This is a genomic window from Bradyrhizobium sp. Ai1a-2, from assembly GCF_000426245.1.
Classification (GTDB): Bacteria; Pseudomonadota; Alphaproteobacteria; order Rhizobiales; family Xanthobacteraceae; genus Bradyrhizobium.
This window is the reverse complement of record NZ_AUEZ01000020.1, coordinates 54073-80058: the sequence shown is the minus strand read 5'-3', so window position 1 is coordinate 80058 and position 25986 is coordinate 54073. Positions and strand designations below refer to the sequence as shown.

Sequence of the window (25986 nt, the reverse complement as noted above, 5' to 3'; positions counted from 1 at the left end):
TTGGCCAAGACGTGGATGGCCGGGTCAAGCCCGGCCCATGACGAAAGCGAGAGCCTCCCGCCTTCGTCACTTCGCCATATAATCGAACGCCACCGTCCCGAGCCCGAGCGTCAGGTCCGCCCTGAAATGCAAGGCGGAGACGACCTCGCGCACCGGAAGCCGCGCGACGTCGCAGAGCGCGTGCGGAAACAGGCCGAGAGCGGCAGGGCCGGTCCAGGCTTCCTTCAGCGTGATGTCTTCGAGATGGAAGCGTACGAGTTCGCAGATCCGCGGGCTGCCGTCGACATGCGGGATGATCTTCAGGATGAAGTTCGGCGCCTTCATGCTCTGCAGCACGGTGTCGTGATCGACCGGACGGTGCTTATAGCCCATGGTGCCGGAGGCGCAGAGCACCGAGCCGTAATGCAGCGTGCCGACCAGCACGTCGCTCTCGACCTCGATCTTCGGCCTCGCCAGCTTCTTCGGAAAGCCCCAGAGCTCGCGGCCGCCCGCGATCGGGCCTTCGTCGTCCAGATACATCGCGTGGGTGTAAGCCCCTTCCTCCCCTTTCAGGCGAACCGGGATCACCTGACCGGTCTCTGTGTAGTCGCCAAAGCCGGTGGAGTCGGGCATCCGGATGAATTCGTATTTCACCACGGGCTCGGCGATCTCGAGCGGCTCCGGCACCACGGCGGCGAGCGCTTCGGGATCGGTCCTGTAAGTGATGACGAAATATTCGCGGTTGAAGAAGCGATAGGGCCCCGGCGGAAACGCGGGGTTCATAAGCGGCATCGAATAGGCATTTCGCCTGACATCGTCGATCTTCATCTGCTGGCCCCAAAGGTCGTTGGCGTTTCGTTGGCGACCAGGATTATGCGGCGGCAGAGTGACGCAGGCGAGACTGTAAATTCGGCAAGGTTCGTTCAGGCCGGTCCCGGGGAATGCTAGGAAATCACTTCTGCTGGACCGGCGGCGCGGTCTTTTCCGCGGGCGCCGGCGGAAGCGCTGGCTGCGCGCCGGTCTTCTGCGCGTCCGGGTCAGGACGTGCGGGTTCAGGCGCCGGCGTGGTCGGGCGCTCTCCGCCCGGCTTCGATTCGGCGGGTTTTGTCTGCGGCTCGGGCGGCGAAGACTGCACCGGCGGCGTCGCCTGCGCCACCTCCTCGGATTGGCGCGCGGCGATTTCGACCAGCGAAACGATGGAAATCGCAAGTCCGCTCACAATCAAGGCGGATGCGATCAGAAAATCCTTCCGGTAGCTGCGCTGCCTGTCAGTCGCCATCTCGTTCTACCCGCGTCATTGTCCGCGGGACCAACGATCCCGGCGAGGCCTGGTTCCGCACGCAGGGCGGCCGGAACCGAACCGCTAGGGCATTCGTCGATCAGCCTGAATCCTCACCTTTCCCGCTTGCGGGAGAAATCGGCGCGTAGCGCAGGGTGAGGGCTCTCTCCTCACGGAAAGTCCCATCGCGGAGGCACCCTCACCCCAACCCTCTCCCGCAAGCGGGAGAGGGAGTGCGGCTTCCGTTGTGGATACATTTCCACCTAATCTCTTCATGCTTTGACGGCGGGGCGTCGGGCTAGGAGCAGACATCGCGGCGCCCAAGCTCCCCCATGCGATGTCGGGGCCTTGAGCTGGGTCAGCGGTAGGCCGTTCTGGACGTCGGCTCGGCCTTGGGGTAGTCCCGGGGGCGCAGGGTCCGCTCCGGAAGCGGTACTGACGAATAGAACGGGGGCGACAGCGTCAAGGCCCCGAAGAAGGCAGCCTTCCAGGCATGGCTCGAGTTTCCCCCTGGTTAAGGGTCGAACGGTCCCAGAGGGCGCTTTGCCCCGCCCCATTCAAATTGCAATCCGAGGAGTGACTCCATCATGAAACGCCGTACCTTTCTCAAAGGCAGCGCCGTGGCCGGCGCGACGACGCTGGTTGCGGCACCTGCGATCGCGCAGTCGATGCCCGAGATCAAGTGGCGTTTGACGTCGAGCTTTCCGAAGTCGCTCGATACCATCTACGGCACGGCGCAGACCTTTGCGAAATACGTGGCAGAGGCCACGGACAACAAGTTTCAGATCCAGACTTTTGCGGCTGGCGAGATCGTGCCCGGCTTGCAGGCGCTCGATGCCGTGAGCGTCGCGTCCGTCGAGATCGCGCAGACGCCGCTCTATTTCTACATCGGCAAGGAGCCGGCGCTTGCCTATGCCACGGGCGCGCCCTTCGGCATGAACCATCGCCATCAACATTCCTGGTGGTCATTTGGCGGCGGCGCTGAACTCTGCAACGAAGCGCTGAAGCCCTTCAAGGCGCACGCCATCCTGTGCGGCAACTCCGGCACGCAAATGGGCGGCTGGTTTCGCAAGGAGATCAAGACGGTCGATGACCTCGATGGCCTCAAGTTCCGCATCGCGGGCATGGGCGGCCATGTGCTCGCAAGACTCGGCATCGTGCCGCAGCAGCTTGCCGGCGGCGACGTATATTCAGCACTGGAGAAGGGATCGATCGATGCCGCGGAGTTCGTCGGTCCCTACGACGACGAGAAGCTCGGCTTCTACAAGGTGGCGAAGTACTACTACTTCCCCGGCTGGTGGGAAGGAGGCGCCATGCTGCACATGATCGTGAACGACGAGAAGTGGAATGCGCTTCCCAAGCAATACCAGTCGATCCTCACCCAGGCCGGGTCGGCGGCAGGCGCCTGGATGCTCGAGAAATACGACAGCGTAAACCCCCTCGCCTTGAAACGGCTTATTGCGAACGGGACGGAGCTGCGCGCGTTTCCGCAACCGGTCATGGAGGCCAGCTACAAGGCCACCCAAGATTATCTGAACGAGATTGCCGAGAAGAGCCCGCTGTTCAAGAAGACGAAAGAGAGCCACGATGCGTATATGAAGGACGTGCTCTTCTACACGCAGATCGCGGAAAACTACTACGACAACTATCTGCTCAGCAAAATGCGCAAGGGCTGATTGGCGAGCAATCGTCGTTCTGTAAGCGCGGAAGGCGGAGCCTCACCGAGGTCCGCCTTTCGCGGACGCTATTCGCGTACATCCGAAGAATGAACAGCCTATTTTCCGAGCGACGGCGGCGGTGTCGCGTCAGTGCGTGTGGGCAATATGGGATATTCAATCCTCGGCAATTGCCCGGTCAGCGAAATCAGGAACGCCACGATATCGTTTTCTTCCTTGTCCGTTAGCTTGGCGCCAAGCTGAACTTCACCCATCACGCCGACCGCTTGCTTCAAGCTCCAGACCTGGCCCGAATGAAAGTACGGCGCCCGCAAGGCGACGTTGCGGAGGGGCGCGGCGCGAAACACATATTCGTCACTCGCCGTCTTGGTGACCGCGAACCGGCCTTTGTCCCCGCTCGGCAACACGTCCGAACCCGGCTTTTCGATCACGCCGAACGGGAAGTAGTCCTGCCCGCCGATGTTGATCCCGTTGTGGCAGGACGCGCATCCCTTGTCCATGAACAGCTTCAGTCCCGCCTTCTGCTGCGCACTGAGGGCGTTGGCATCCCCTTCAAGATACTGATCGAAGGGCGCGGCCGGCGTAATCAGAGTCGTCTCGAAAGCTTCGATCGCCTTGGCGAAATTGTCGAAGGTGACTGGCGATGATTCGTTGGGGAACGCCTTTTTGAACATCGCGACATAGTCGGGCATGGACGTCAGCGTTTTGATCACGTGATCGGGTGTCGCGTTCATTTCGACGCTCGCCTGCACGGGACCCTTCGCCTGCGCCTTGAGGTCCGCGGCGCGTCCATCCCAGAACTGCGCCACATTGAACACCGCGTTATAGACCGTCGGCGCCCGCCGCGGACCCTTTTGCCATCCATGGCCGACAGAGGTCGGACCGGCGTCGACGCCGCCGGTGCCAACGTTATGGCAGGTGTTACAGCTGATGATCTCGCTTGCCGACAGTCGCGGATCAAAGAATAGCATCTTGCCAAGCTCGATCTTGTCGTGCGTGACGGCGTTGTTTTTGACAGCGGGAAGTACCGAAGGAATTGGTGTGAAGATCTGCTTGGCAGCCTTCATTAGATCGTCATCAGCGACAGCTTGTGATGAGGCCAGCATCGCAACGGCGACAGATAAAAACTTGCGCATGATATTGAGCTCCCAACCCACGATCAATGTTGTTGCAGGTGCGCTCGCTCTTCATTGATCGGGATCAAAAGGCCCGCTTCACGTCGAAACCTGCAATGCTCCGATGAGCAGATGGATCTGACAGGTTGCCAACGGTATTCGTCAGGTGCACGCTAGCCCGCGACAACTGTCCTTCGAGCATGCAATGGTTGGATTCACGCAGCCGCCGTGCGACGCCGGGGTCATCGAGGCGACACCGGCTTTTGACGCGGCCCTGTCACAAAAACGCAAGTGGCTGACGCTGGTGGCGACCGTGATCGGGTCCAGCATGGCCCTCCTCGACGGCTCAGTCGTGAACATCGCGCTACCCGCAATCCAACAGGCGTTGAATGCAGATGCGGCAGCGACACAATGGATCATCAACGCCTACCTGCTGCTGCTCGGTGCGCTCGTACTGATCGGTGGCTCGGCCGCCGATCTTTACGGTCGACGTCGGATTTTTGTTCTGGGCATCGCGGTCTTCACCGTCGCCTCGATCATCTGCGGGCTCGCACCGAATATCATGGTGCTTATCGTCAGCCGTGCAGTTCAAGGTTTTGGTGCCGCTCTGTTGACGCCGGCCAGTCTTGCGATGTTGGGAGCGACCTTCGGCAAGCAGGAGCGGAGCCAGGCAATCGGGATATGGGCGGGCGCGGCTGCACTGATGATGGCGGCGGGTCCGATGCTGGGCGGCTGGCTCGTCGACCAGGTGTCGTGGCGGGCGATCTTTCTCCTCAATGTCCCGCTCGCCATTGCCGCGGCCGGACTTGCGCTTCGCTTCGGCTGCGAAAGCAGCGATCCCCGCGCAAAGCAATTGGACTGGAGCGGCGCCGCATCAGTCGCGATTGGCCTTGCTGCGATTACATGGTCTTTGAGCGCCATTCCGGCGTCAGGATTTCGCGACAGGACAGTGCTGGCTGGCCTGGGAGTGGGAGCCGCTTTCCTGATTTCGTTCCTCGTGATCGAAGCCCGTCTCCATGAACGGGCGATGATGCCGTTGTCGCTCTATCGATCACGCGATTTTTCAGCAACGAATGCATTGACGCTGTTGCTCTACTTCGCGCTCGGAGGTGCGCTCTATTACCTGCCGTTCGGCCTGATCCGCATCGGTGGCTACTCGGCGACCCAAGCCGGCGCGGCGTTGCTGCCTTTTGCCCTGATCATGGGATTCGGGGCGTCATTCGCCGGGACCATTGCTGACCGTTTGGGGCCTCGGCTGTTGCTCACTGTCGGGCCCATCGTCGCGGCCTGCGGATTAGCGATGCTTGCTTTTGCCGATTTCAGGCAGAGTTACTGGATCAGCGTGTTTCCGTCGATGTTCCTGCTGGGCGTGGGGATGTCGATCACGGTTCCTCCACTGACGTCGACTGTGATGGGGGCCGCTGGCGAAGCCCATGCCGGGATTGCTTCGGGCGTCAACAACGCGGTCGCTCGCGTTGGCGGCCTGCTCGCGGTTGCAGCGCTCGGGGCGGTGTTGTTTGCAACCTTTTTGCATGATCTTGCCGGAGCAACGCCCGCGCAAGCCAACGAGGCCTTGAATGCCGTGATGTCCGGGCAGGCGGACGCCAACGCAGCGGCCATGGCTGCATTCGAGCGCGCGCTACGCACGATCATGCTGGTGCCCGCGAGTTGCGCCGCACTTGCCGGTCTCGCCGGCTGGGTGTGGATCGAGCCGCGTCCCGGGCCTGCAAGCACCTGAGACAATTTGTTTGAGCATGATCTCCGCGCAAACGCTACGCGTTTGTCGCGAGGGAAAACCGGTGTCCACTTTTCCGGATCATGCTCTAATCGGCCGTGTTGACTTCCCAGGTGGCGTGGCGGACGCCCGGCTGGCGCTGCAGGTCCACCGCGACGGCATTGAGTTCGTTGGGATTGACTGACGTGCTCACCAGCGTCGCCACGATCTCCAGGAGATCGTCACCGAGCTCCTGGACCTCGATATCGGCAACCGGGTAGCTGGCGGCCTCGAGCTTATCCACCAATTGGTCGCGCATATCGGGCAAGGCTTCGGTGGAGACCGCAAGCTTGAAATAGTAGGTCGCCTCGGACGCCAGTTCGTCGAGCGGGATGCGGTTGATGGCATTCACGAGCGGCCGCAGCAGCGTGTTGCCGGCGAGGATGAAGAAGGTGAGCGCCGCGGCTTGCGCCTCCATGTCGGCCCCTGCGCAGGAGCCGACTGCGGCAGACGTCCACAAGGTCGCCGCCGTGTTGAGCCCGCGCACGTCCATGCCCTGCTTCATGATGACGCCGGCGCCGAGGAAGCCGATGCCCGACACGACATAAGCGATCACCCGCACGGCGCCGTCCGCGCCCGACAGCCGCATCGCGAGGTCGACGAACGCAGCCGCTCCGACCGCGACCAGCACATTGGTGCGCAGGCCCGCGGTGCGCTGGCGATATTGCCGTTCGGCGCCGATCAGCGTCCCCAACACGAAGGCTGTGGTGAGGCTCATCAGCGTGTCGAAGAAATCGGCGAGCTGGAAGGTGGTCAGAAACCGCATAGCCCCTCAATACGGCTTGGACACGACAGGATTAGAACGCGAGCAGCCCCCCGTCGCCGTCTTCATCCGCGAATGCCAATAGCGTACCTTTGGCATTCCACGCCAGCGCCGCGACCGGCACGCCCTTGTTTTGGCGGAGCAGGATCTCGGCCCCGTCCTCCATCCGCACCATCAGCACGGTGCCATCACTATAGCCCGCGGCCAGGATGTCGTCTTTCGGATGGCAGGCGACGACCGCGACCCGGGCCTGCAACGGCGCCACCATCGCCGGCTGCTTGCCCATCGGGCCGTCCTTGGAGGCGAAGGGCCAGATGATGACGGTGTCCGCGCCTGATGTGGCGAGCCCCTTGCCGCCGGCGCTCCACGACATCGAACGCACCCGGCCGGGATAGCCGCTCATCCGCATGTGCCTGTTGTCGGCGAGCCGCCAGCCATGCAGCGCCGGCTCATGCATCGCGGTGACCAGGAATTTGTTGTCCGGGCTGAAGGTGACGGCGTGATGCGAGCCGGCCCATTCCAGGAATTCCGGCTTCGCCGCCATGTTGGGAAACCACAGCGTCGCGCCGCCATAATGAGCGATCGCGAGCCGCAAGCCCTTTGGCGCAAAAGCAAGGCCGCCGACGGTGGACGGCGCATCGAAGGATTTCTCCTCGCCCTTGGCTGGACGCACGAACGCGGTCTTGCCCACCGACCACGCCACCGCGCCATCGGAATGCAGCGCCACGTTATCGATCCAGCGCCGTTTCGGGTCCGTCGCCAATGTCGAGACCTCGCCCTTGGCGTTGAGCGCAACCAGCTTGCCGTCGTCACCGCCCATGACGATCCGCTCGCCATCGGAAACGGAGCAGAGGATCGCGCCGCCATGCACCGGCGTCTGCGAGACTTCGCCTTCCCCGCTGACGACAGCGACATTCTCCTCGGTGCCGATGAAGTGGGCGGTATCGCCAAGGAAATGAACGGCGCTGACGGCCATGCCGAGCGGCACTGGCCGTACCTGGTCGGTCATCGAAGCGATGGAGGGCACCTCGCCCGGGTCGAACTCGCTCATCACGAGACGATGCAGCGCTCGAAGCCGTCGCGGATCGCCTGCTCCGGCAATTCGCGGCCGATGAAGACCAGCCGGCTCTCGCGCGGCTCACCCTCCTTCCACTTCCGCTGATGGTCGCCTTCCAGCATCATGTGGACACCCTGCAACACGTAGCGGTCGTCGTCGCCGGCGAAGGCGAGGATACCCTTGGAGCGCAGGATCTTCTGGCCCTCGGTCGCAACCAGGTCCTGCAGCCAGGGCATGAACTTCGTGGGATCGAGCGGCTTGTCGGTCCGCAGCGACAGCGATTGCATCTCCTCGTCGTGGTAGTGCTTCATGCCGTGGCCGTGATCGTGGTGGTGATGGTCGTGGCCATGGTGGTGATGATCGTGATCATGATCGTGATCGTGATCGTCGGCTTCCAGGAAATCCGGCTCGATGTCGAGGATGCGGTCGAGGTCGAAGGCGCCGCGCTCCAGCACGTCGGCCAGCTCCACCTTGCAGCGCTCGGTCCGGTGCAGCTTGGCGTAGGGGTTGATGCCGCGGATGCGGGCCTCGACCTCGGCGAGCTCGGGCTTTGACACGAGATCGGTCTTGTTCAGCACGATGACGTCGGCGAACGCGATCTGGTTCTTGGCCTCGGGCGCGTCCTTCAGCCGATCGCTGAGCCATTTGGCGTCGGCCACCGTGACGACGGCATCGAGCCGGGCGTTCTTCTGCACGTCCTCGTCGACAAAGAAGGTCTGCGCAACCGGCGCGGGATCGGCCAAGCCCGTGGTCTCGACGATGATGGCGTCGAACTTGCGCTTGCGCTTCATCAGCCCGTCCATGATGCGGACGAGATCGCCGCGAACGGTGCAGCAGATGCAACCGTTGTTCATCTCGAACACTTCCTCGTCGGCCCCGATGATCAGGTCGTTGTCGATGCCGATCTCGCCGAATTCGTTGACGATGACGGCGTATTTCTTGCCGTGGTTCTCGGACAGGATGCGGTTGAGCAGCGTGGTCTTGCCGGCGCCGAGATAGCCCGTCAGCACGGTCACAGGGATCTTTTGCGAAGAAGGCTCTGGCATGGCAACTCCGGGGGCAAAACTAAAAAATGCGCTGCCCGGGCCGGCAGGGAGGGCCCCCGCCCTAGTGGCCGAGCGCGCTGGTCAGGGCCTTTATATTGTGCCTTACCATCGCAATGTAAGTGGGTGCCTCGCCCTTTTCGGCAGTAAGGCTGTCCGAATAGAGGGTCCCGCCGATGCTGGCCCCGGTCTCCTCCGCGACCCGCTGGATCAGGCGGGGATCGCTGATATTTTCGAGAAAAATCGCCGGAATTTGCGCCTTTTTGATCTGGGTGATGATTGCAGCGATATCGCGGGCGCTGGGCTCGGATTCGGTCGAGACCCCCACCGGGGCAATGAACTCGACGCCATAGGCGGCCGCGAAATAGCCGAAGGCACGGTGGGTTGAGATCACCTTGCGGTGCGCTTCCGGGATGGCGGCGACGGCCTGCCGCACGTCGCTGTCCAGCGCGTCGAGCTCAGCCAGATAGCTTTCCGCATTGGCGCGGAACGCAGCCGCGTTCGCAGGGCTCGCGGCCGCAAGCGCATCGCGGATATTGGCGATATAGATCTTTACATTGGCAACGGACTGCCAGGCGTGGGGATCGGGGGCCGCGCCGAGCTTGAGCGGCGTAATCCCGTCTGTCGCGGTGACGATGGTCGCCTTGCCACCGGCGGATTGGACCAGCCGGGGCAGCCAGCCCTCCAGCCCGAACCCGTTGATGAAGAGCAGCTTCGCTTCCGCGACCTTCCTGGCGTCCGCCGGCGTCGGCCGGTACACATGGGCATCGCCCTCAGGGCCAACCAGCATCGCCAAGTTGACGCTGTCGCCGCCGACATTGCGCACGAGGTCGGCGAGGATCGAGAAGCTCGCGACCACGTTGAGGCGCTCCTGCGCGCGCGCCGGACCGACAAGCGCGACGAGCGCGAGCAGCGCGAGCCAGAACCACCGTCGCATCGCCGCTACGCCTCCAGATGCCGGCCGGGGAACATCTGGCGGACCAGCCCACCGACAGTGCCGAACAGGAGCGAGGCCAGATAGAGGCCGGCGGCGACCAGGATGATCGCGGGGCCCGAGGGAATCCGCGTCTGGAACGACAGCACCAGCCCGGCATAGCCTGAAAAGATCGCGCTTGCGACTGCGATGCAGATCATGCCGGTGATGTCGCGCGACCAGAACCGCGCGATGCCGGCCGGCAGGATCATCAGTCCGACGCCGAGCAGCGTGCCGAGCGCATGAAAGCCGTTGACGAGGTTGACCACGACCAGCGCCAGGAACGCCAGATGCGCCGGCGCGCCGGCGCGGCTGACGGTGCGCAGGAACACCGGATCGACGCATTCGATCACCAATGGCCGATAGATCACCGCGAGTACCAGCAGCGTGATGGTGGCGTTGAAGGTGATCACCAGAAGCGTCTGGTTGTCCATCGCGAGAATGTCGCCGAACAGCACGTGCAGGAGGTCGATATTGGTGCCCTTGATCGAGACGATGGTGACGCCGAGCGCCAGCGAGACCAGGTAGAAGGTGGCGAGCGAAGCGTCCTCCTTCAGCTCGGTGTTGCGTGCGACCAGGCCCGCGAGCAGCGCCACCGCAAAGCCCGCGACCAGGCCGCCAATCGTCATCGCGAACAGATTGAGCCCGGAGAGGAGGAAGCCGATCGCCGCCCCCGGCAGGATCGCATGCGCCATGGCGTCGCCGACCAGGCTCATCCGCCGCAGCATCAGGAACACGCCGATCGGCGCCGCGCCAAGCGACAGCGCCACCACGGCGGCGAGCGCGCGTCGCATGAACTCGAACTCGGTGAAGGGCGCGATCAGTGCGTCAGTCAGCATGGCTTCACTTCACCTCTCCCGCTTGCGGGGGAGGTCGGCGCGCTAGCGCCGGGTGGGGGCTCTCTCCCCACGGATAATCCCATCGTGGAGACACCCTCACCCCGGCCCTCTCCCGCAAGCGGGAGAGGGGGCGCAGCGTGCATTGCGGATGCAATTTGACTGATCTCATCATGCTCTAGGCGGCGCGCGAGGTGTCCACGGCGCAGGCGGCGGCGCGGTCGTCGAAGGCTTCGCACATCCGCATCGCCACCGTCAGATTCTCCGGCGTCAGCACCTCGGCGGTCGGCCCCCATGCCACCGGCCCGCGCGCGAGCAGCAGCGTTTCCGGGAAATTGGCGCGCACCATGTCGAGGTCGTGCAGCGCCGCCAGCACCGTACGCCCCTCGCCATGCCAGCGCTGGACCAGCGCCAGCAGGTCGGCGGTAGTCTTGGCGTCGATGGCGTTGAAGGGCTCGTCGAGCACGATCAATCGCGCGTTCTGCAGCAGCACGCGTGCGAACAGCATGCGCTGCATCTGGCCGCCGGAGAGCGTGCCGATCGGACGGTTCTCGAAGCCATTGAGGCCGACCGCGGCGATCGCAGCAAGGATCTTCTCGCGCGCGTCCTTGCCGATGCCGCCGAACAGGCCGATGCCGCGCCACAGGCCGGTGCCGACGAAATCGAACACCGAGATCGGGAAGCTGCGGTCGATCTCGGCCGACTGCGGCAGGTAGGCGATGTCTCTGTGGTCGAGGCCGCCGACGCCGATCGAGCCGGAGAGCGGCTTCAGGATGCCGGTGATGCCTCGCAAGAGCGTCGACTTGCCGGCCCCGTTCGGGCCGATCACCGCGAGCAGCGCGCCCGAGGCCACTTCGCCATTGAGGTGATGCACCGCCGGGTGGCGGTCATAGCCGAGCGTGACGTTGCGGAATTGCAGTTGCGCCGGCATGGCTCACCTCATCGCGAGCAGCACGAAGGCCCACAGGCCGGCACAGACCGCGAGCGCCGCGACAAGGCGGGCAGCGACGGTCATGCGCAGGATCGACCAGGTCGCTGCCTGCGCCGGATGCGGCGTTGCCGCACCATGGCTGTGGGCGTGCTCATGGGCATGTCCATCGACGTGGTCGTGGTGGCCGTGGGTATGGGGGTGTGCAAGAGACATTTGTCGTGAACGTTACATTATAACATTACGCGAGTCCACCTTCGCAGCGGTTCACGGTTTGCCGATCGCCATCGCGATCGCGGCGGCCAGGAACGGAAACGGCACCGAGACCGCGGCGCGGAACCAGACGAAGCGGGCCGGCATGAACGGGATTTCCCACAGGATCACCCGCTGGAAGGCGAACAGCGCCCAGGCGACCACATAGGCGGTCACCTGGGGCGGACCGCCGCCGGCCTTCAGCGCCACCGCGCCGATGGAAAAGCCGACCACCGGCCCGCCCGGCGTCGCCGCGCCCGCCACGACGGCAGTCAGCACACCGAGCCAGCCGCTGTCGGGCCTGAGCCAGCCGGTGATGATCTCCTGCGGGATCACCGCGGCGATATAGCCGGACCCGACCACGCCGATCGCGATCCGCGGCATGATGTTGGCGAATTCGAGCGAGCCTTCGCGCAAGGACGACACCAGCACCGTGCGCCCGCGCCGCCAGGCGATGAAGCCCACGCCGGCGACCGAGCCCCACAGCAGGATATCGATCAGGAGCGCCGCGCTCATTCCGGCGCACCGTCCGGATAGACACGGGCATAGACGAAGCGGCCGAGGGCGCCGGCGAGCACCGGCAGCGGCAACGAGATCACGATCCGCCACAGCGTGAACTCCGTGCCCATGATCGGCAACTCCCACGCCACCGCGCGGCCGTAACCGATCAGGGTCCAACTCACCACCATCGCGATCGTCGCGCCGAAGTCCGCGCCGACGGTCAGCAGTGCCGCGGCCACCGGATAGGCGGTGAAGGGACCGCCCGGCAGGATCGCGCCGAAGGCGGTGCCGATCAGCAGGCCCTTCAACCCGGACTTCGGTCCGAGCGCGCGCGAGACTTTTTCGTGCGGCAGAATTTCCGCGATGAACGCACCCAGCAGGCAGCCTGCGAGCACGCGCGGCAGGATGCCGCCGAACAGCGAGAGGTCGTGGCTGAGGATCTCGATCACACCGTCGGCGCCGTCGCGCCGATAGACCAGGCCGGCGCTGATGAGGACCAGCACGAGGATTGAGATCATCGACCAGCCGATCGGCTTGCGCACACGGCCGGGAGGCAACTCCGCCTCCGCGGCGTCATCGGCCGACGGCGGGTCTTTCAGCGGTGCATCTGACAAGGCAATGGAGCCGGGGCGGGATGAGAATGTCCATCCTGCTTAGTCCCGTCACAAAGGCGACGCAAACGGAAGCTGGTCATGCATCCATGCGCGCGCAGGCTATGGCCATGCGTCGATGCGGCAATGGCACGGGACGTAGGATGGGTAGAGCGAAGCGAAACCCATCACCTTCGCAGCCAGGCCCCGAATGATGGGTTTCGCTGCGCGCTACCCATCCTACGATTCCGATTCACAATGCTCACGTCAGGTGACGGACCAGCGCCAGTCCGGCGAACAGGCCGGCGATCGAGAGCACGACCGAGCCGAGCACGTAGAGGGCTGCAAGCCCGAGTTCACCGCGTTCGTAGAGCAGCGCGGCGTCGAGCGAGAACGCGGAGAAGGTGGTGTAGCCGCCGAGGATGCCGGTCATCAGGAACAGCCGCCACGGCTGCGACGCCTCGCCCTTGAAGGCGAGATAGCCCGCAATCAGGCCCATCACGGTCGAACCGGTGATGTTGATGACGAAGGTACCGTAAGGAAAATCGGTGCCGAGGCTGCGGCCGCAGGCGAGATTGACGAAGTGGCGCAGCATCGCGCCCAGGCCGCCGCCGAAGAAGACCAGAAAATAACTTGCTGCCGTTCCCACCACTGCCCCGCGAGGTAGGTCGAGGGGACCGCGCCCCTTACCTGGATTGCTTGCTCATCCTCCCCTGAAAGGGGAGGGCCGGCGCGAATGAAATGAGCGACGGGGCAGGGTCAGGTCTCTCCGCTGAGACGGTGCCCGAGTGGAGAGACTTGACCCCTCCCCGGTTCGCATTCCGCTTCGCTGAATGCGAACCGACCCTCCCCTTTCGGGGGAGGGTCGAGAAGCCCGTGCATGATTGACGCGCGGAAGATCACGCCTTGCCGAACAGCTCGTCGACATAGTCCCAGTTGATGAGGTTCTCGACGAACGCTTTCAGATAATCGGGACGGCGGTTGCGGTAGTCGATGTAGTAGGAGTGCTCCCAGACGTCGACGCCCAGGATCGGCACCGCGCCATGGACCAGCGGGTTCTCGCCGTTCGGCGTCTTGGCGATCTCGAGCTTGCCACCCTTGACCTGCAGCCAGGCCCAGCCGGAGCCGAACTGGCCGGCGCCGGCGGCGGCGAAATCGGTCTTGAACTTCTCGAAGCCGCCGAGGTCCTCGTTGATCTTCTTCTCGAGACGGCCCGGCAGCTTGCTGCCGCCGCCATTCGGCTTCATCCATTTCCAGAAGTGAATGTGGTTGTAGTGCTGGCCGGCATTGTTGAAGACGGCCGCGTTCTTGTTGTACGAGCCCTTCACGATCTCCTCGAGGGACTTACCCTCGAATTCGGTCCCTTTGATCGCGTTGTTGCCGTTGGTCACGTAAGCCTGATGATGCTTGTCGTGATGGTACTCCAGCGTTTCCTTCGACATGTAGGGCGCGAGGGCGTCGTGGGCGTAGGGAAGGTCGGGTAGCGTGAAAGTCATGGTGTGATGTCCAACATGAGGGGAGACGACACTAACGGAGACCTCTTATAGAAGGTTCCATCACAGTTAAACACCGCATTTTCGGCGCAGGCATGCAGGCCGTGCAGGCGAGTTGCAAAACGTCAGCGCAACGAACCAACTCCAAAATATTGTTGGGAATGAAATGCTTAAGATCAACCCGGAGCGTCAGGGCGTGACCCCAGGTGCGTTTCCCCGTTTGTGCGAGTAAGATCGCGCCAACGAATGCAAGGACCCAGCCAAGGACCCGCCAAAGTGAGCGTCGAGATCGAAGTCCTCAACGGCGATGCTTCCTGGAAGACGGTCGAGCCGCTGTTGCAGGCGGTCTGGCCGCGCGACGCGGTTGCGAAATTGCCATGGGGTCACGTCAAGTGGGCCAACCCCGACCTTCGCGTCCTGGTCGACGTGCCGGAGGGCGGCGTCGGCTGCCATGTCGGCATCTATTTCCGCACCATCATCTGGAACGGACACCAGATTCATATTGGCGGCATCGGCGGCGTTGCGACCCGCGACGACTGCCGCCGCCGCGGCTATGCCTCGATTGCGCTCAACGCCGCGGTGGAGACCGTACGCGCCAATGAAGCGGCCCGCTTCGTGCTGTTATTCTGCGAGCCGCACAATTTCGCGTTCTACCAGGCGCGTGGCTGGCGGCCGTTCACCGGCGAGGTCTATTGCGAGCAGCCCGGCGGACGCGTCCGCTTCGAGGCGATGGCGCCGTTCGTGTTCGACATCAAGCGCGCGCCCGATACGGGGACCATGGACCTATGCGGCCTGCCATGGTGACCGCCTGCATGAGCTGCGCTTAGCCTGCCGCGCGCAGCGTAAGATGTCGGATATCATCTAGCGACCTCCAGGACGACCACGCAGCGACGCATAACGCGCGTCACGAAGTGGGGCAAATGATCGCGCGTGAACGCGCGGAAGTGAGATTGCACAAAACCGATTTGTTGCTATGCAGGCCTGCTTTTTTGGGGAACGAATCATGGCTTGCAGATCGGCTCTCATCGCAGCGATGCTGGCGGTATTACTGGCCGCACCGACGGCGCGCGCGCAAGGTGCGGCCGATCCATCCGGCACCTGGCAGACGCAGGCAGGTGATGCCCGCGTCAAGATCAGTAAATGCAGCGGCGGGATTTGCGGCGTGATCGTCTCCCTGCGCGAGCCGATCGATCCCGCGACCGGCAGGCCGCAGGTCGACAACAAGAATCCGAATCCGGCGCTGACCACCCGTCCGATCATCGGGCTGCCACTGTTCTCGGGCATGCGGCCGACCGACGGCAGCAAGTGGGCGGGCCAGATCTACAACGCCGATGACGGAGGCACCTACGCGAGCAGCATTTCGCTCGCCGGCCCGGATACGCTACGGGTCGAAGGCTGCGTCGGCGCGCTCTGCGGCGGCGAAACCTGGACGCGCGTGGGACGCTAAAGCTCTTTGTTTGAGCATGATCTTCTCGGAAAACCGGTCTCCACTTTTCCGGATCATGCTCTGACGGGAGGCAATGGATTTCAGGCGGAGATTCATCCGCTCGGAGTCATATCTCAGCACGCTCACTTCTCCTTCCCCCTGAAAGGGGGAAGGTCGGGATGGGGGTCAGACCACGAGCACAGGTGCTCATGGAGAGAGATCCCCGCCCGGTTTGCGCTGGCGCGCAAGCCCACCTCCCGTTTTTCAAGGGGAGGTGGATAGCAAGCCAGCCATCGCCTTCATGGTTGATGCCGCGGAGGCGTAGCCGCCGCGGGCGCCGTCGATGAAATGCACGTGGTCGCTGCGCATCGCCGACGGCGTGAAGCAGGTCATCATCGCGGCATCCTGCCGGTGCAAGCCGTAACGCGCGACGCCGTTGGTCGAGGCCCGCGCGAGACGTTCGGCGAGCGCCTCCGCGAGTTCCTCGCTGCAGTCGAGGACCATGCGCAAGCCGTCGTCATATTTGCGGAAGTCTGAATTATCGACCACCTGCTGCATGTAGTCCTTCGCCGCGAACTTGCCGATCCTGAGACCGAAGTGGATGACCGCGTAGGCCCACAGCGTGCTCGCGAACACCAGGGCGCGCCGCGCGAACAGCGGACCGCTGCGCTTGGTGCGTGCCTCGAAGTCCAGCCCCTGCGGCGGCCAGCGCAGCGCCGGTCCACCTGCCGGCACCGGGCGGCCCGCGTCGGGACTCTGTTCGGCGAGCGCGATGATCTCCTCGATCACCTTGCGGAAGGCATCGGGATCGCCGCCCTTCGCCGGCATCACCAGCAGGGACAGGATGACGCCGCGCGCGGATGGCATTTCCTCAAAGCGACAGGAGAGCCCGCTGAGATCGGGCTGCGTGCCAGGCGACGCCGGCGCAACCGCAAACTCATCCCGCTTCATCGCGGCTTCTGCGAAGCCAAGCCCGCCGCCCGAGAACATCGCGTAGGAAAGATTGGCTGACGGTCCGAAGCGCGCAACGCGAACGTCAAGGCCTTGCGCACGGATTGCTTTGATCGGCACCAGCGCCACGCGCATGATGAGATCGAGATCGTCCTTCACCCAGGTCGCGGTCGCCGCCAGCGCCTCGCGCGCGGCGTCGAGATCGGCGGGCGCGACCGCAAAGCTCGCGCCGTCACCGCCGAACACGAAGGGGAATTCACGGCCACCGAGCGCATTGGTGACGGCGGCGATGACCGCCGCGCCCGCCATGTTCACCGCCTTGTAGCGCTTCGCGGCAATAGCCTTCGTCGACTCCACTATATCGGCGACGCCGATGGTCCAATCATCAGGCAAAGGGGAATACAGCGACGGCTCCATCAGGCGTGCGAAGCCGCGGAACACCGGAATGCCGCCGTAGAAGATATCGCTGCCGCCTGCCGCCGCCATGAACCGCTCCGCTTTCGGCGTCTGTTTAGCAGATACGAGTGACTTAGGGATCGGTTGCATGGGAACCCGTAGCCCGGATGGAGCGCAGCGCAATCCGGGCTACGGAAGGGAGCGCGCTTACGCTTTCGCGAGCCCGCGCAATACGAGCTGGTTGAGACGGCCGGCAAAGGCCGCCGGGTCTTCCGGCAGTTCGCCCTCGAGGATCTGCGCCTGCTCGAGCAGGAGCAGCGACAAATCCCTCGCCGCATCCTTTTCACGTACGATCGCGGCGACCAAAGGATGGCGCAGATTGACCTCGAGGATCGGCTTGGTCACCGAACCGCGGTTCTGCTGCGCAAGGAGGCGCTCCAGCATGCGGTCGCGGCCACCACCGACGAGGCACGAAGCGCTCGATGTTAGCCGCTGCGAGGCGCGGACATCGGCGACGCGCTCGCCGAGTGCTTCCTTGATCGCGGCGATCGTCGTGGCTTCATCCGCGGCCGGCTCGTCCTTTTTCTCATCCGCCTTGTCGTCCACGAGCGGGATCAGGCTGAAATCGACGTCGCCCTGGCTCAGCGACTTCAGCGGCTTGCCGCCGAAATCGATTGGCGCCGAAGTCCAGAACGCATCCACGGGATCGGTGAGCAGAAGCACCTCGACGCCGCGTGCTTGCGCGGCCTCCAGCTTCGGGTTCGACTTCAGCCGCTCGATGCTTTCGCCGGTGAGATAGTAGATGTCGGTCTGGTTCGGCCTGATGGCCTCGACATATTGCTTGAGCGAACGGTTCTCGCCCACCGTCGTCGTGAAGCGCGCCAGGCCCAGCAGTTTCTCGCGCCGCTCGTAATCTTCCCACAGGCCCTCCTTGAGGACCGGACCGAACGCGTCCCAGATCTTGGCGAAGGTCTCCGGCTCCTTATCCGCCAATCGCTCGAATTCGCCGATGACGCGGCCGGTCACGGCGTTGCGGATTTGCGTGAGCTGCGGATTGTTCTGCAGCATCTCGCGCGAGATGTTGAGCGGCAGGTCCTCGCTGTCGATCACGCCGCGAATGAAGCGCAGATAAGCGGGCAGAAGATCGGCATCGTCGGCGATGAAGACACGGCGAACATAGAGCTTCACCCTGCCCTTGCGCGCCGGCTCGAACAGGTCGAACGGTTTCGTCGACGGCGCGAACAGCAGCACGGCATAGGACTGCCGGCCCTCGGCGCGATAGTGCAGGATCATCGCCGGCTCATCGAAGGCGCCAGCGATCGATTTATAGGCTTCGTTGTAATCCTCCGCCGACAGTTCCGATTTCGACCGCTGCCACAGCGCGCTCGCGGAATTGATCTGGCTTGGCTCGCCCTCTTCCGGCACCAGCTCGATCGGGAACTGGATGTTGTCCGAATAGGCGCGGACGATGCGCTCGATCTCGTAGGTCTCGAGATATTTCGCGGCGTCCTTCTTCAGATGCAGCACGATCTCGGTGCCGCGGGTGACGCGCTTGGCATCCTCCTCGCCGGCCGGAGCGATCTCGAAGCCGCTGCCGCCCGACGAGGTCCAGGTCCAGGCCTCATCGCTTCCGGCGCGGCGGCTGATCACGACGATCTTCTCGGCGACCATGAAGGCGGCATAGAAGCCGACGCCGAACTGACCGATCAGGTTGGTGCCGTCCTTGGCTTCGGTGAGCCGCGCGAGGAACGACTTGGTGCCGGAGCGCGCGATGGTGCCGAGATTGTCGATCAGCTCCTGCCGGTCCATCCCGATGCCGCTGTCGATCACAGATAACGTATCGGCCTTCTTGTCCGGCCTGATCCAGATTTTCGGCGGCGCGCCGTCGGCGATCAGGTCCGGCGCGGCAATCGCCTCGTAACGCAGCTTGTCGCAGGCATCGGAGGCGTTCGAGATCAGCTCGCGCAGGAAGATATCGGTCTCCGAATAGACCGAGTGCACCATCAAGTGCAGGAGTTCGGCAACCTCGGCCTGGAATGGCTGGGATTCAGGGGCGGTCGTGGTGGTCATGGCAAATCGTGTGGCTGACGGGTCAACGAAAGGATGGGAAGCCACTGATATAGCAATGCGGCTTCAGCCGGCAAGGGACCTGTGCAACGGTCGCGGACCGGAATGAGAAGGCGAGATCGGCCGGTCCCCGGCGTCGTCAGGCGATCGCCGCAAGATAGCGCCTGACCGACACATTGAACGCAGCCTTCGCGTCGTGCGCGATGTTGCGTCCCCACCAGGCGCCATAGATTCGATCGAACGCAAATGGCACGATGGCCTCGGCGATGCGGCGCACGGCGACGGCATTCAGCGGCATGTAGTTCGGATAGGAGTACATGAAGCTGAGATGACGGCGATCCATCGCCACCTGCGCGACATCCCCGGTCAGGAGCGCGCCGCGGCCGTCCGCACCCGCGCGCCAATGCAGCACGGTCGCGCCGGTGAAATGCCCGCCGGCGCGGATCAGCCGGAGATCGTCCGATATCGCGAGTTCCTCGCCTCGCCACGGCACGATCGACGGATGCGGCCGCGTGATCCATGGCGCATCGTCGCCATGCAGGTAAACCGGCGCATTGCCGAATGCCTCGCTCCAATCGGCCACCGCGCCGTAATAATGTGGATGCGATATCGCGATCGCTTTCAGCCCGCCGCGCGACTTGACGTAGTCGATCGCCTCGCGCGTCGCGAGCGGGATGCAGTCCCACATCACGAGAGCGTCGCCGTCCGGCACCAGCAACGCACGCTGGCCGATGGCAAAACTCGGATCGAGCGCAATGCCCGTGAGCCCTAGGTCGTCGCGCCAGACGAGATGATGGCGCTTCGCCAGCTCCTCGCGGCTGAGCCAGGCTTGTCCATTCCAGTTCACGAACTGCCGCTCGTCCTCGCAGATCGGGCAGGATGGCGGGGGATTGGCGCTATCGGGAAACTGCGCGCCGCATTGTTCGCAGGTCCAGAAGGGCATAGGGGGCACTCCATTTGGGGCGCAAGTTAGCACGTGTTGGACGCTGGCGGCGCTCTACGTGTCCATATCGGCCTGGATCCAAAGTACCCTGATGATCGCGGCAAAACAAAAGCCCGCCAGAGGCGGGCTTTCACGATAATCAATCGGGAACGATCAGTGCTTGGAGCCAAGACTGACGATGACGCCGGTCGGTTCAGGCTCGTGCGGCATCAAATTCGTCAGGGTGTCGTCACTCCAATGGGCGAGGTTCACGATCTTGCCGATCTGTGTGTCCGTCTCCGTGGATTCGCTGGGCTCGAGAACGTTGAGCCCGTTGGTGTCAAGGAAGTAGGTGTGATCGCCGAACAAGCGGTTCAGCTGGGCGACCGCCGGATGATCGTCGGGGAGGCAGTGGGCATCGAATTGGCTCAAGGCCCGCTCGACCTGCGCTGAGTTCAGTCTCATGTTCCTCGCTCCTCTGGATTGGAGGGTTGCACCGCGCAACGACCTAAGCCGGTCGCGGCCGCCTGCATTCGCGGGACAGCAATCCCGCCAATACAACGACGCACTGGAGCTTCACTTGTGCCGTCGCTGGATGATTTTCTTCGAATTGCCATCCTGTCGCCAGCTCTTCGCCAAACACGATCCGTTTCGAGCGTGGTTCAACGAACGTGAAGTGCGGGACATTGGGTCCGAGCCCGTCTATTCAACCCCGCACTCGCATTAAATTCGCGGGTTCCCCAAGGTTCATTCCTCGGGAACAGGATGCAACCTCGCCAATTCGTCGAGCGAGAGCGCCGCTTCGCGTTCCGTCAGCGTAAAGCGCACGATCACGTCCTGACGATTGACCTGCCCCCAAAGTCCCTCGGTGGACCACTTTTGTGGCGCAGGCCCTCGCGGACCTTCGACCCAGACGAAGTACCACTGCGTCATGACAAGCGCCTCGCCCAAAGCGAGATGACTTTTCTTCGAAGAGCCGTCCCGGATGGGCAATTATAGCGTGTTCCGTTGCAAGAGCGAACCTGCCTCACATGAACAGCCGCGCGAGGTAAGCCAGACCGCCGACAAGCCCGATCAGCCCGATGGTGATGCAGATCACGATCAGCCCCGCTTGCTCAAACACACGGTCGCGCATGGTCGCAAAGCTCCTGTTCAGTGCGAAACCCGCAACACGGTCAGCGCTCGCGTTCGACGATCCGGCGTCTGGAATTCGATGGTCTGGCCGACTGACAGGCCGATCAGCGCGGCGCCGACCGGAGTCAGCACCGAGATGCGCTTGCGCGAGATGTCGGCTTCGTGCGGATAGACCAGCACCACTTCCCTCGCCTCGCCGGTACTGTCGTCGCGATAATCGACCTGGGAGCCCATGCGGACCACGTCTCGCAAATCGGCATCGTCAGGCGCGATGGTCGCGCGCTCCATCTCGCGCGCAAGGAAATAGGCCACGCGTGGAAAACGCTCCATGCTGGAGTTCGCAAGCCCGCTTAACCGCTGCTTCTCCTCTGTTGTCACCAGGATCGGCGGCAGATCGGGTTCAGTCTTCTTGCTCATTGCTGTCACCTTGGCGTTCAGGCGGCGGTTGGGCCGGGGTCGTCGTCAATCGCGTCATCTTTCGTGACCGCAGGGACACGGAACAATGGCACGACATTCGACTCGGTTTGCTTCACGCTTTCGCACGTACGCTCGAGGCGCCGATGATCGGATGCGGTGTGAGCGGTCTTTGATGGAGGCAACACGGCACGTTCCTTCTGCTCAAAGTAAATCAGGCCCCTGCACGGAAGCCACGAACTCGAACTTTCAATTTTCGATGAGAACAGAACCCGGACGGCTCGATCGGCCGTCCGGCTAAGTGCCTGCGTGCAGGCGGCCGGCGTGCAGACAGAAGCGCGCGATGCGCGGATCGATGTCGACGACATAGGTCATGATGGACTCAGCATAGCCGCACAGGGCACCATCGCCATTGCGGCGAAAGCGCGCATTGGAACCATGCCGAGACGCAGAGGCTGCAGATCAACGCAGCCGATAAAATTTTATCGTTTCCGATCAGGAAATGCCGTGCCCGGGAATCGAAGCAGAGCCGGCACGGCGCGGCCCACAGTGAGTGCAGCTTGACAATCGAAAACGGCTCCGTTTATGTAATGTTATAACATTACACAAGGATGCCTCGATGCCCACTGCCGGGCGGAAATTCCTCAAGCTGCAAAGGCTGTTCGACCTCCATGCAAAAACTGCCCGTCACCGTCTTGTCCGGCTTCCTCGGGGCTGGAAAGACCACTTTGCTGAACCACGTGCTCAACAACCGCCACGGCCTGAAGGTGGCCGTGATTGTGAACGACATGAGCGAGGTGAACATCGATGCGGATCTGGTTCGCGATGGCGGTGCGAATCTTTCCCGGACGAACGAGAAGCTGGTTGAAATGACCAACGGGTGCATCTGCTGCACCCTGCGCGACGACCTGCTCAGGGAAGTGCGCGCGCTGGCCGAAGGCGGAAGCTTCGATTACCTGCTGATCGAATCGACCGGCATCTCCGAGCCGCTGCCGATTGCGGCCACATTCGATTTCCGGACCGAGCAAGGCGAGAGCCTGTCCGACGTTGCAAGACTCGACACGATGGTCACGGTCGTCGATGCGGTGAACCTGTTGAAGGACTATTCCTCCACCGACTTCCTTAGCGAGCGCGGCGAGGCCCTCGACAATGATCGGCGCACATTGGTCGATCTGCTTGTCGAGCAGATCGAGTTTGCCGATGTCGTCGTGCTGAACAAGGTGGATGATGCTGCGCCCGCGCAGCGCGATGCTGCGCGCAAGATCATCCGCGCGCTCAATCCTGAAGCCGAGATCCTGGAGGCCAATCACAGCAAGGTCCCGTTCGACCGGATCCTCGACACCGGGCGCTTCGATTTTCAGAAGGCGCAACAGCATCCGCTGTGGTTCAAGGAATTGTACGGCTTTGCCGACCATGTGCCGGAGAGCGACGAATACGGCATCAAGAGCTTCGTCTATCGCGCGCAGCGGCCGTTCGAACCCACGAAATTTCATCACTTCCTTCATGACGCCTGGCCGGGGGTCATTCGTGCCAAGGGACATTTCTGGATTGCCACGCGTCCGCAATGGGTTGGCGAAATGAGCCAGGCCGGCGCCATCACCAAGACCGAGGCGTTGGGATTCTGGTGGGCGGCTATACCGCGCGAACGGTGGCCACAGGATCCCGAGTGGCAACGAATATTGAAGAAGAGCTGGAACGATCTCTATGGCGACCGCCGGCAGGAACTCGTCTTCATCGGCACGAACATGGATGAGACTGCGATCCGTGCGCGGCTTGATGCGTGCCTGGTGAAGGGAAAGCCCGGCATGAACGCGCAGGCCTGGGCCAGCCTTCCCGATCCGTTTCCGGTCTGGAAGCGCGCCGACGAAGCGGCCTGACGCGCCGCCGCCCTCCACAGAGTTCAGGATGCCCCGGAACGTCTTTCGCGTGCCAATAGCTCGCGCTTGCGCTTGACGCCCCATCGATAGCCGGAGATCGAGCCGTCCTTCTTGACGACGCGGTGGCACGGCACCAGGACCGCGACAGGATTGCAGGCGATCGCCTCGGTCACCTCGCGTGCATCACGGGTACCGAATTTGGCCGCCAGCGCGCCGTAGTTCGTCGTTTCGCCGACGGGTATCGCACGCAGCATCGACCAGACTTCGACTTCATACGGCGTCCCGCGCAAGTCGAGTGGAATTGCGGGATCGAACCCCGGCGCTTCGATCACGCGCTGCACCTTCGACAGGACATCGGTTAATTCCGGCTCGCTGCCGATGATGTCGGCCTCCGGAAAACGGACGCGCAATGCGTCCTCCGCCGCTGAGCGATCCGAGCTGAATTCGAGGGCCACGAGCCCCTTGTCGGACATGGCCACGATGAAATCGCCGAGGGAACTGCTTCCCCAGGCAAAGCGGATGATTTCGCGCATCTTGCGCTCCTTTGAATCTGTTTCTGACGAGAAGATAGAGACCCGTGATGGCGCGGCCGATCCGGTCCTTGCTTTCAAATCGAAAAATGGAAAGTGACGGGCGACCGCTATCCCTCCAGCGGCACCTCGAAGTCAGGCATCGCCCATCTGTTTGTGATGCGAGAAGTCAATGACCTGCGCGGCTCCCGCTGTCGGAGGCGCATCGCGCCCGATCTTGTTCTCGTGAAGCTCGCTGAACTGTCGCGCCATGGCGCGCCGGCCCGTTGGATCCTGCCCTTCGAGGGGTTCAGTGTCAGTTATATCGATTGCAACAATCTGATCGACAGCATCGTCGATTTGAAATTGTTCCTTGAACGGCCGCATGGCCAAGCGCGAATGATCTGGACTTGCTGCAGCGAGGTTCGCCAGCCTTTTGAGCGGCGATCGCAAGTGGGCCCAATGCTTGACGATCAGCGACCAGTCGCAACCACCTTTCAACGCGCCGTTCAGAACACCGTTCGACAGGGGATCATGAGGCGCAAATACACCCAGACTGTCCGCGATGTCGATGACATGTAGGCCGCTCGGAAGAGGCACCAGGAGGCCGACTTTCCGCTCGCTCATCCTGACCAGTTTCATGGTCTTCTCCATTCGGCAGGCGCACGTCTGCCCCCGCCGCTAGGTCGCATCGTGAAAAATAATCCCGACGGTGTGCCGCATGCCGGAACGCACGCGGCTCACACCGTGACGAAGGTTCACGCGGTAATTACCTTTCGATCCCTGCACCGGCCGGTTATGGACCGCGAAGGCCACAGCGTCGCCCTGCCGGAGCGGCACGACTTCGACGCGGCTCTGCATGCGCGGCCGCTGCTCGGTCAGAACGAACTCGCCACCTGTGAAGTCCGTGCCGGGCTGCGAGAGCAGAATCGCGACCTGGATCGGGAATGCGAGATCGCCGTAGAGATCCTGGTGGAGGCAGTTGAAGTCACCCGGGACATATTGCAGCAGAAGCGGCGTCGGGCGCATCTGGCCGGCGCCGTGGCATTGCTTGAGGAATGACGCGTGGTCGCCCGGATAGCGCTCGCTGATGCCCATCCGCGCGTTCCATTCGTTGGCGACGCCCGCGAGGCGCGGGTAAAGCGCCGTTCGCAGAGAGCCTATGAGGTCCGGCAGCGGATATTTGAAGTAGCGGTACTCGCCCTTGCCGAAGCCGTGCCGCGCCATGTGGATATGACTTCGGAAATGGCTCTCGTCCGGATACAGGCCCGCAATGGTGCGGCACTCTTCGGGCATGAGCAGCTTTGGCAAGACGGCGCAGCCGTAATTGTCGAGCTCGACTGCGAGCGCCTGCCAGTCGTAAGCGGCAACCCGTGCCTCTGCGGGCGTAACCGCCGAGGCACGGGAGATGATGGACGAACGAGTTGTCATGCGATGGCTTCCTTCCTGATCAGTTCACGCTTGCGTTCGATGCCCCAGCGATAATCCGCCAGATCGCCGTCAGTGCGAATGACGCGGTGGCAGGGAATAGCGAGTGCGATCGGATTGGCGGCGCAGGCACCCGCGATCACGCGGGCCGAGGCCACGGGGCTGATCCAGCGAGCAAGTTGCATGTAGGTCACCGTCCTGCCGACAGGAATCGAGCGCATCTTCTCCCAGACGCGGCGCTGCAGCGGGGTCCCGCGCATATCGAGCACAAGATGAAGCCCTTTGGTGGGCTTGTCCACGAAACGGATCACCTTCGCCAGGTCATCGCGGACGGTGACCTCGTTCGCGACCAGCATGACATCGGGGAAACGGGCGGCGAGATCCGCTTCCAGTTCGTCGGAGCCCGCGCCAAGCAGAATGGCGCAGACACCCCTGGCGCTGCGGGCCACCAGAACCTTACCCAGGCCGCACTCGCCGATCGCATGGAAAAGAATCTCACCGGCCGCATCGGTACGCTTTGCCATCAGTGCAAGCCGCAAGGCGGCTTCGGAAATCATGAGGTTCACGGTTCAACTCCTGATCTGTCCTCATGATCGAAACTAT

The 25986-nt window shown here is 63.1% G+C and carries 29 protein-coding genes; 5 read left to right on the top strand and 24 right to left on the bottom strand.

From position 1 onward, the window contains the following. Positions 1–66: 66 nt before the first annotated feature. Both K288_RS0116030 and K288_RS54115 read right to left on the bottom strand, forming a co-directional pair. The gene (locus tag K288_RS0116030) at positions 67–807 is read right to left on the bottom strand and encodes an acetoacetate decarboxylase (protein WP_027580477.1); all 741 of its coding nucleotides are present in this window, start codon (positions 805–807) and stop codon (positions 67–69) included. 124 nt (positions 808–931) lie between these two features. Next, positions 932–1258, bottom strand: coding sequence for a hypothetical protein (locus K288_RS54115; protein WP_027580476.1), 327 nt, complete (start codon positions 1256–1258; stop codon positions 932–934). Positions 1259–1845: 587 nt separating this feature from the next. Here K288_RS54115 and K288_RS0116020 point away from each other — a divergent pair. Further along, positions 1846–2934 (top strand): substrate-binding domain-containing protein, encoded by a 1089-nt coding sequence (locus K288_RS0116020; protein ID WP_027580475.1) that lies wholly within the window; start codon positions 1846–1848, stop codon positions 2932–2934. Between the two features lie 98 nt (positions 2935–3032). Here the strand turns inward: K288_RS0116020 and K288_RS0116015 are convergent, their stop codons facing one another. Beyond that, the gene (locus K288_RS0116015) at positions 3033–4070 is read right to left on the bottom strand and encodes a cytochrome-c peroxidase (protein WP_027580474.1); all 1038 of its coding nucleotides are present in this window, start codon (positions 4068–4070) and stop codon (positions 3033–3035) included. A gap of 184 nt (positions 4071–4254) precedes the next feature. Here K288_RS0116015 and K288_RS45610 point away from each other — a divergent pair, with 184 nt between their 5' ends. After that, positions 4255–5787, top strand: a complete 1533-nt coding sequence (locus K288_RS45610) for an MFS transporter (protein ID WP_043159963.1) — start codon at positions 4255–4257, stop codon at positions 5785–5787. Positions 5788–5872: 85 nt separating this feature from the next. Here K288_RS45610 and K288_RS0116005 read toward each other — a convergent pair whose 3' ends face one another. The 11 genes from K288_RS0116005 to K288_RS0115950 form a co-directional block, all read right to left on the bottom strand. Beyond that, positions 5873–6589, bottom strand: coding sequence for an MgtC/SapB family protein (locus K288_RS0116005; RefSeq protein WP_027580473.1), 717 nt, complete (start codon positions 6587–6589; stop codon positions 5873–5875). A gap of 31 nt (positions 6590–6620) precedes the next feature. Continuing rightward, positions 6621–7637 (bottom strand): WD40 repeat domain-containing protein, encoded by a 1017-nt coding sequence (locus tag K288_RS0116000; RefSeq protein WP_027580472.1) that lies wholly within the window; start codon positions 7635–7637, stop codon positions 6621–6623. Next, a complete protein-coding gene (locus K288_RS0115995; protein WP_027580471.1) occupies positions 7637–8689 on the bottom strand; it encodes a GTP-binding protein in 1053 nt (350 codons plus the stop codon). Before K288_RS0115995 ends, K288_RS0116000 begins: the two co-directional genes overlap by 1 nt. A gap of 61 nt (positions 8690–8750) precedes the next feature. Further along, positions 8751–9623 carry a zinc ABC transporter substrate-binding protein gene (locus K288_RS0115990; protein WP_027580470.1) on the bottom strand — a complete coding sequence of 291 codons (873 nt, stop codon included), beginning with the start codon at positions 9621–9623 and terminating at the stop codon, positions 8751–8753. Positions 9624–9628: 5 nt separating this feature from the next. Then, positions 9629–10498, bottom strand: a complete 870-nt coding sequence (locus K288_RS0115985) for a metal ABC transporter permease (RefSeq protein ID WP_027580469.1) — start codon at positions 10496–10498, stop codon at positions 9629–9631. 175 nt (positions 10499–10673) lie between these two features. Further along, the gene (locus tag K288_RS0115980) at positions 10674–11426 is read right to left on the bottom strand and encodes an ABC transporter ATP-binding protein (RefSeq protein WP_027580468.1); all 753 of its coding nucleotides are present in this window, start codon (positions 11424–11426) and stop codon (positions 10674–10676) included. 3 nt (positions 11427–11429) lie between these two features. Further along, positions 11430–11639, bottom strand: coding sequence for a hypothetical protein (locus K288_RS45605; RefSeq protein ID WP_043159961.1), 210 nt, complete (start codon positions 11637–11639; stop codon positions 11430–11432). Between the two features lie 51 nt (positions 11640–11690). Then, the gene (locus tag K288_RS0115965) at positions 11691–12191 is read right to left on the bottom strand and encodes a hypothetical protein (RefSeq protein ID WP_027580467.1); all 501 of its coding nucleotides are present in this window, start codon (positions 12189–12191) and stop codon (positions 11691–11693) included. Further along, positions 12188–12790, bottom strand: coding sequence for a permease (locus K288_RS0115960; protein ID WP_027580466.1), 603 nt, complete (start codon positions 12788–12790; stop codon positions 12188–12190). The genes K288_RS0115965 and K288_RS0115960 overlap by 4 nt, the downstream gene beginning before the upstream one ends. 238 nt (positions 12791–13028) lie before the next feature. Continuing rightward, positions 13029–13415 (bottom strand): fluoride efflux transporter CrcB, encoded by a 387-nt coding sequence (gene crcB, locus K288_RS0115955; RefSeq protein WP_027580465.1) that lies wholly within the window; start codon positions 13413–13415, stop codon positions 13029–13031. Positions 13416–13665: 250 nt separating this feature from the next. Next, entirely contained in the window at positions 13666–14262 is a 597-nt protein-coding gene (locus K288_RS0115950) for a superoxide dismutase (protein ID WP_027580464.1), read from the bottom strand. A 273-nt stretch (positions 14263–14535) separates the two neighbouring features. On the opposite strand from K288_RS0115950, the gene K288_RS0115945 reads away from it, so the two are divergent. Beyond that, a complete protein-coding gene (locus tag K288_RS0115945) occupies positions 14536–15063 on the top strand; it encodes a GNAT family N-acetyltransferase (protein WP_027580463.1) in 528 nt (175 codons plus the stop codon). 199 nt (positions 15064–15262) lie between these two features. Beyond that, the gene (locus K288_RS0115940; protein WP_027580462.1) at positions 15263–15706 is read left to right on the top strand and encodes a DUF2147 domain-containing protein; all 444 of its coding nucleotides are present in this window, start codon (positions 15263–15265) and stop codon (positions 15704–15706) included. Between the two features lie 243 nt (positions 15707–15949). On the opposite strand, the gene K288_RS0115935 is transcribed toward K288_RS0115940, so the two are convergent. From K288_RS0115935 to rnk, 6 genes are all read right to left on the bottom strand, one after another. Next, entirely contained in the window at positions 15950–17122 is a 1173-nt protein-coding gene (locus K288_RS0115935; RefSeq protein WP_027580461.1) for a DUF3095 domain-containing protein, read from the bottom strand. 117 nt (positions 17123–17239) lie between these two features. Continuing rightward, positions 17240–19102, bottom strand: a complete 1863-nt coding sequence (gene htpG, locus K288_RS0115930; RefSeq protein WP_027580460.1) for a molecular chaperone HtpG — start codon at positions 19100–19102, stop codon at positions 17240–17242. Positions 19103–19238: 136 nt separating this feature from the next. After that, positions 19239–20042 (bottom strand): MBL fold metallo-hydrolase, encoded by an 804-nt coding sequence (locus K288_RS0115925; RefSeq protein WP_027580459.1) that lies wholly within the window; start codon positions 20040–20042, stop codon positions 19239–19241. 153 nt (positions 20043–20195) lie between these two features. Next, positions 20196–20486: a hypothetical protein gene (locus K288_RS0115920; RefSeq protein WP_027580458.1), complete on the bottom strand. Its 291-nt coding sequence runs from the start codon at positions 20484–20486 to the stop codon at positions 20196–20198. A gap of 282 nt (positions 20487–20768) precedes the next feature. Beyond that, positions 20769–20954, bottom strand: coding sequence for a hypothetical protein (locus K288_RS0115915; RefSeq protein WP_043159980.1), 186 nt, complete (start codon positions 20952–20954; stop codon positions 20769–20771). A 219-nt stretch (positions 20955–21173) separates the two neighbouring features. Further along, on the bottom strand, positions 21174–21572 hold the full coding sequence (gene rnk, locus K288_RS0115905) for a nucleoside diphosphate kinase regulator (protein WP_027580456.1): 399 nt from the start codon (positions 21570–21572) through the stop codon (positions 21174–21176). 668 nt (positions 21573–22240) lie between these two features. Between rnk and zigA the strand changes: the two genes are divergently transcribed. Next, positions 22241–23446 (top strand): zinc metallochaperone GTPase ZigA, encoded by a 1206-nt coding sequence (gene zigA / locus K288_RS0115900; RefSeq protein ID WP_027580455.1) that lies wholly within the window; start codon positions 22241–22243, stop codon positions 23444–23446. 23 nt (positions 23447–23469) lie between these two features. On the opposite strand, the gene K288_RS0115895 is transcribed toward zigA, so the two are convergent. The 4 genes from K288_RS0115895 to K288_RS0115875 all read right to left on the bottom strand — a co-directional run bounded on the left by K288_RS0115895 (position 23470) and on the right by K288_RS0115875 (position 25940). Then, positions 23470–23979: a methylated-DNA--[protein]-cysteine S-methyltransferase gene (locus K288_RS0115895; protein WP_027580454.1), complete on the bottom strand. Its 510-nt coding sequence runs from the start codon at positions 23977–23979 to the stop codon at positions 23470–23472. Between the two features lie 132 nt (positions 23980–24111). Further along, positions 24112–24597 (bottom strand): hypothetical protein, encoded by a 486-nt coding sequence (locus tag K288_RS0115885; RefSeq protein ID WP_152535535.1) that lies wholly within the window; start codon positions 24595–24597, stop codon positions 24112–24114. 39 nt (positions 24598–24636) lie between these two features. After that, a complete protein-coding gene (locus tag K288_RS0115880) occupies positions 24637–25386 on the bottom strand; it encodes a 2OG-Fe(II) oxygenase (RefSeq protein WP_027580452.1) in 750 nt (249 codons plus the stop codon). Continuing rightward, complete coding sequence (locus K288_RS0115875; RefSeq protein WP_043159959.1) at positions 25383–25940, bottom strand: methylated-DNA--[protein]-cysteine S-methyltransferase; 558 nt, start codon at positions 25938–25940, stop codon at positions 25383–25385. The genes K288_RS0115880 and K288_RS0115875 overlap by 4 nt, the downstream gene beginning before the upstream one ends. Positions 25941–25986 lie beyond the last annotated feature (46 nt).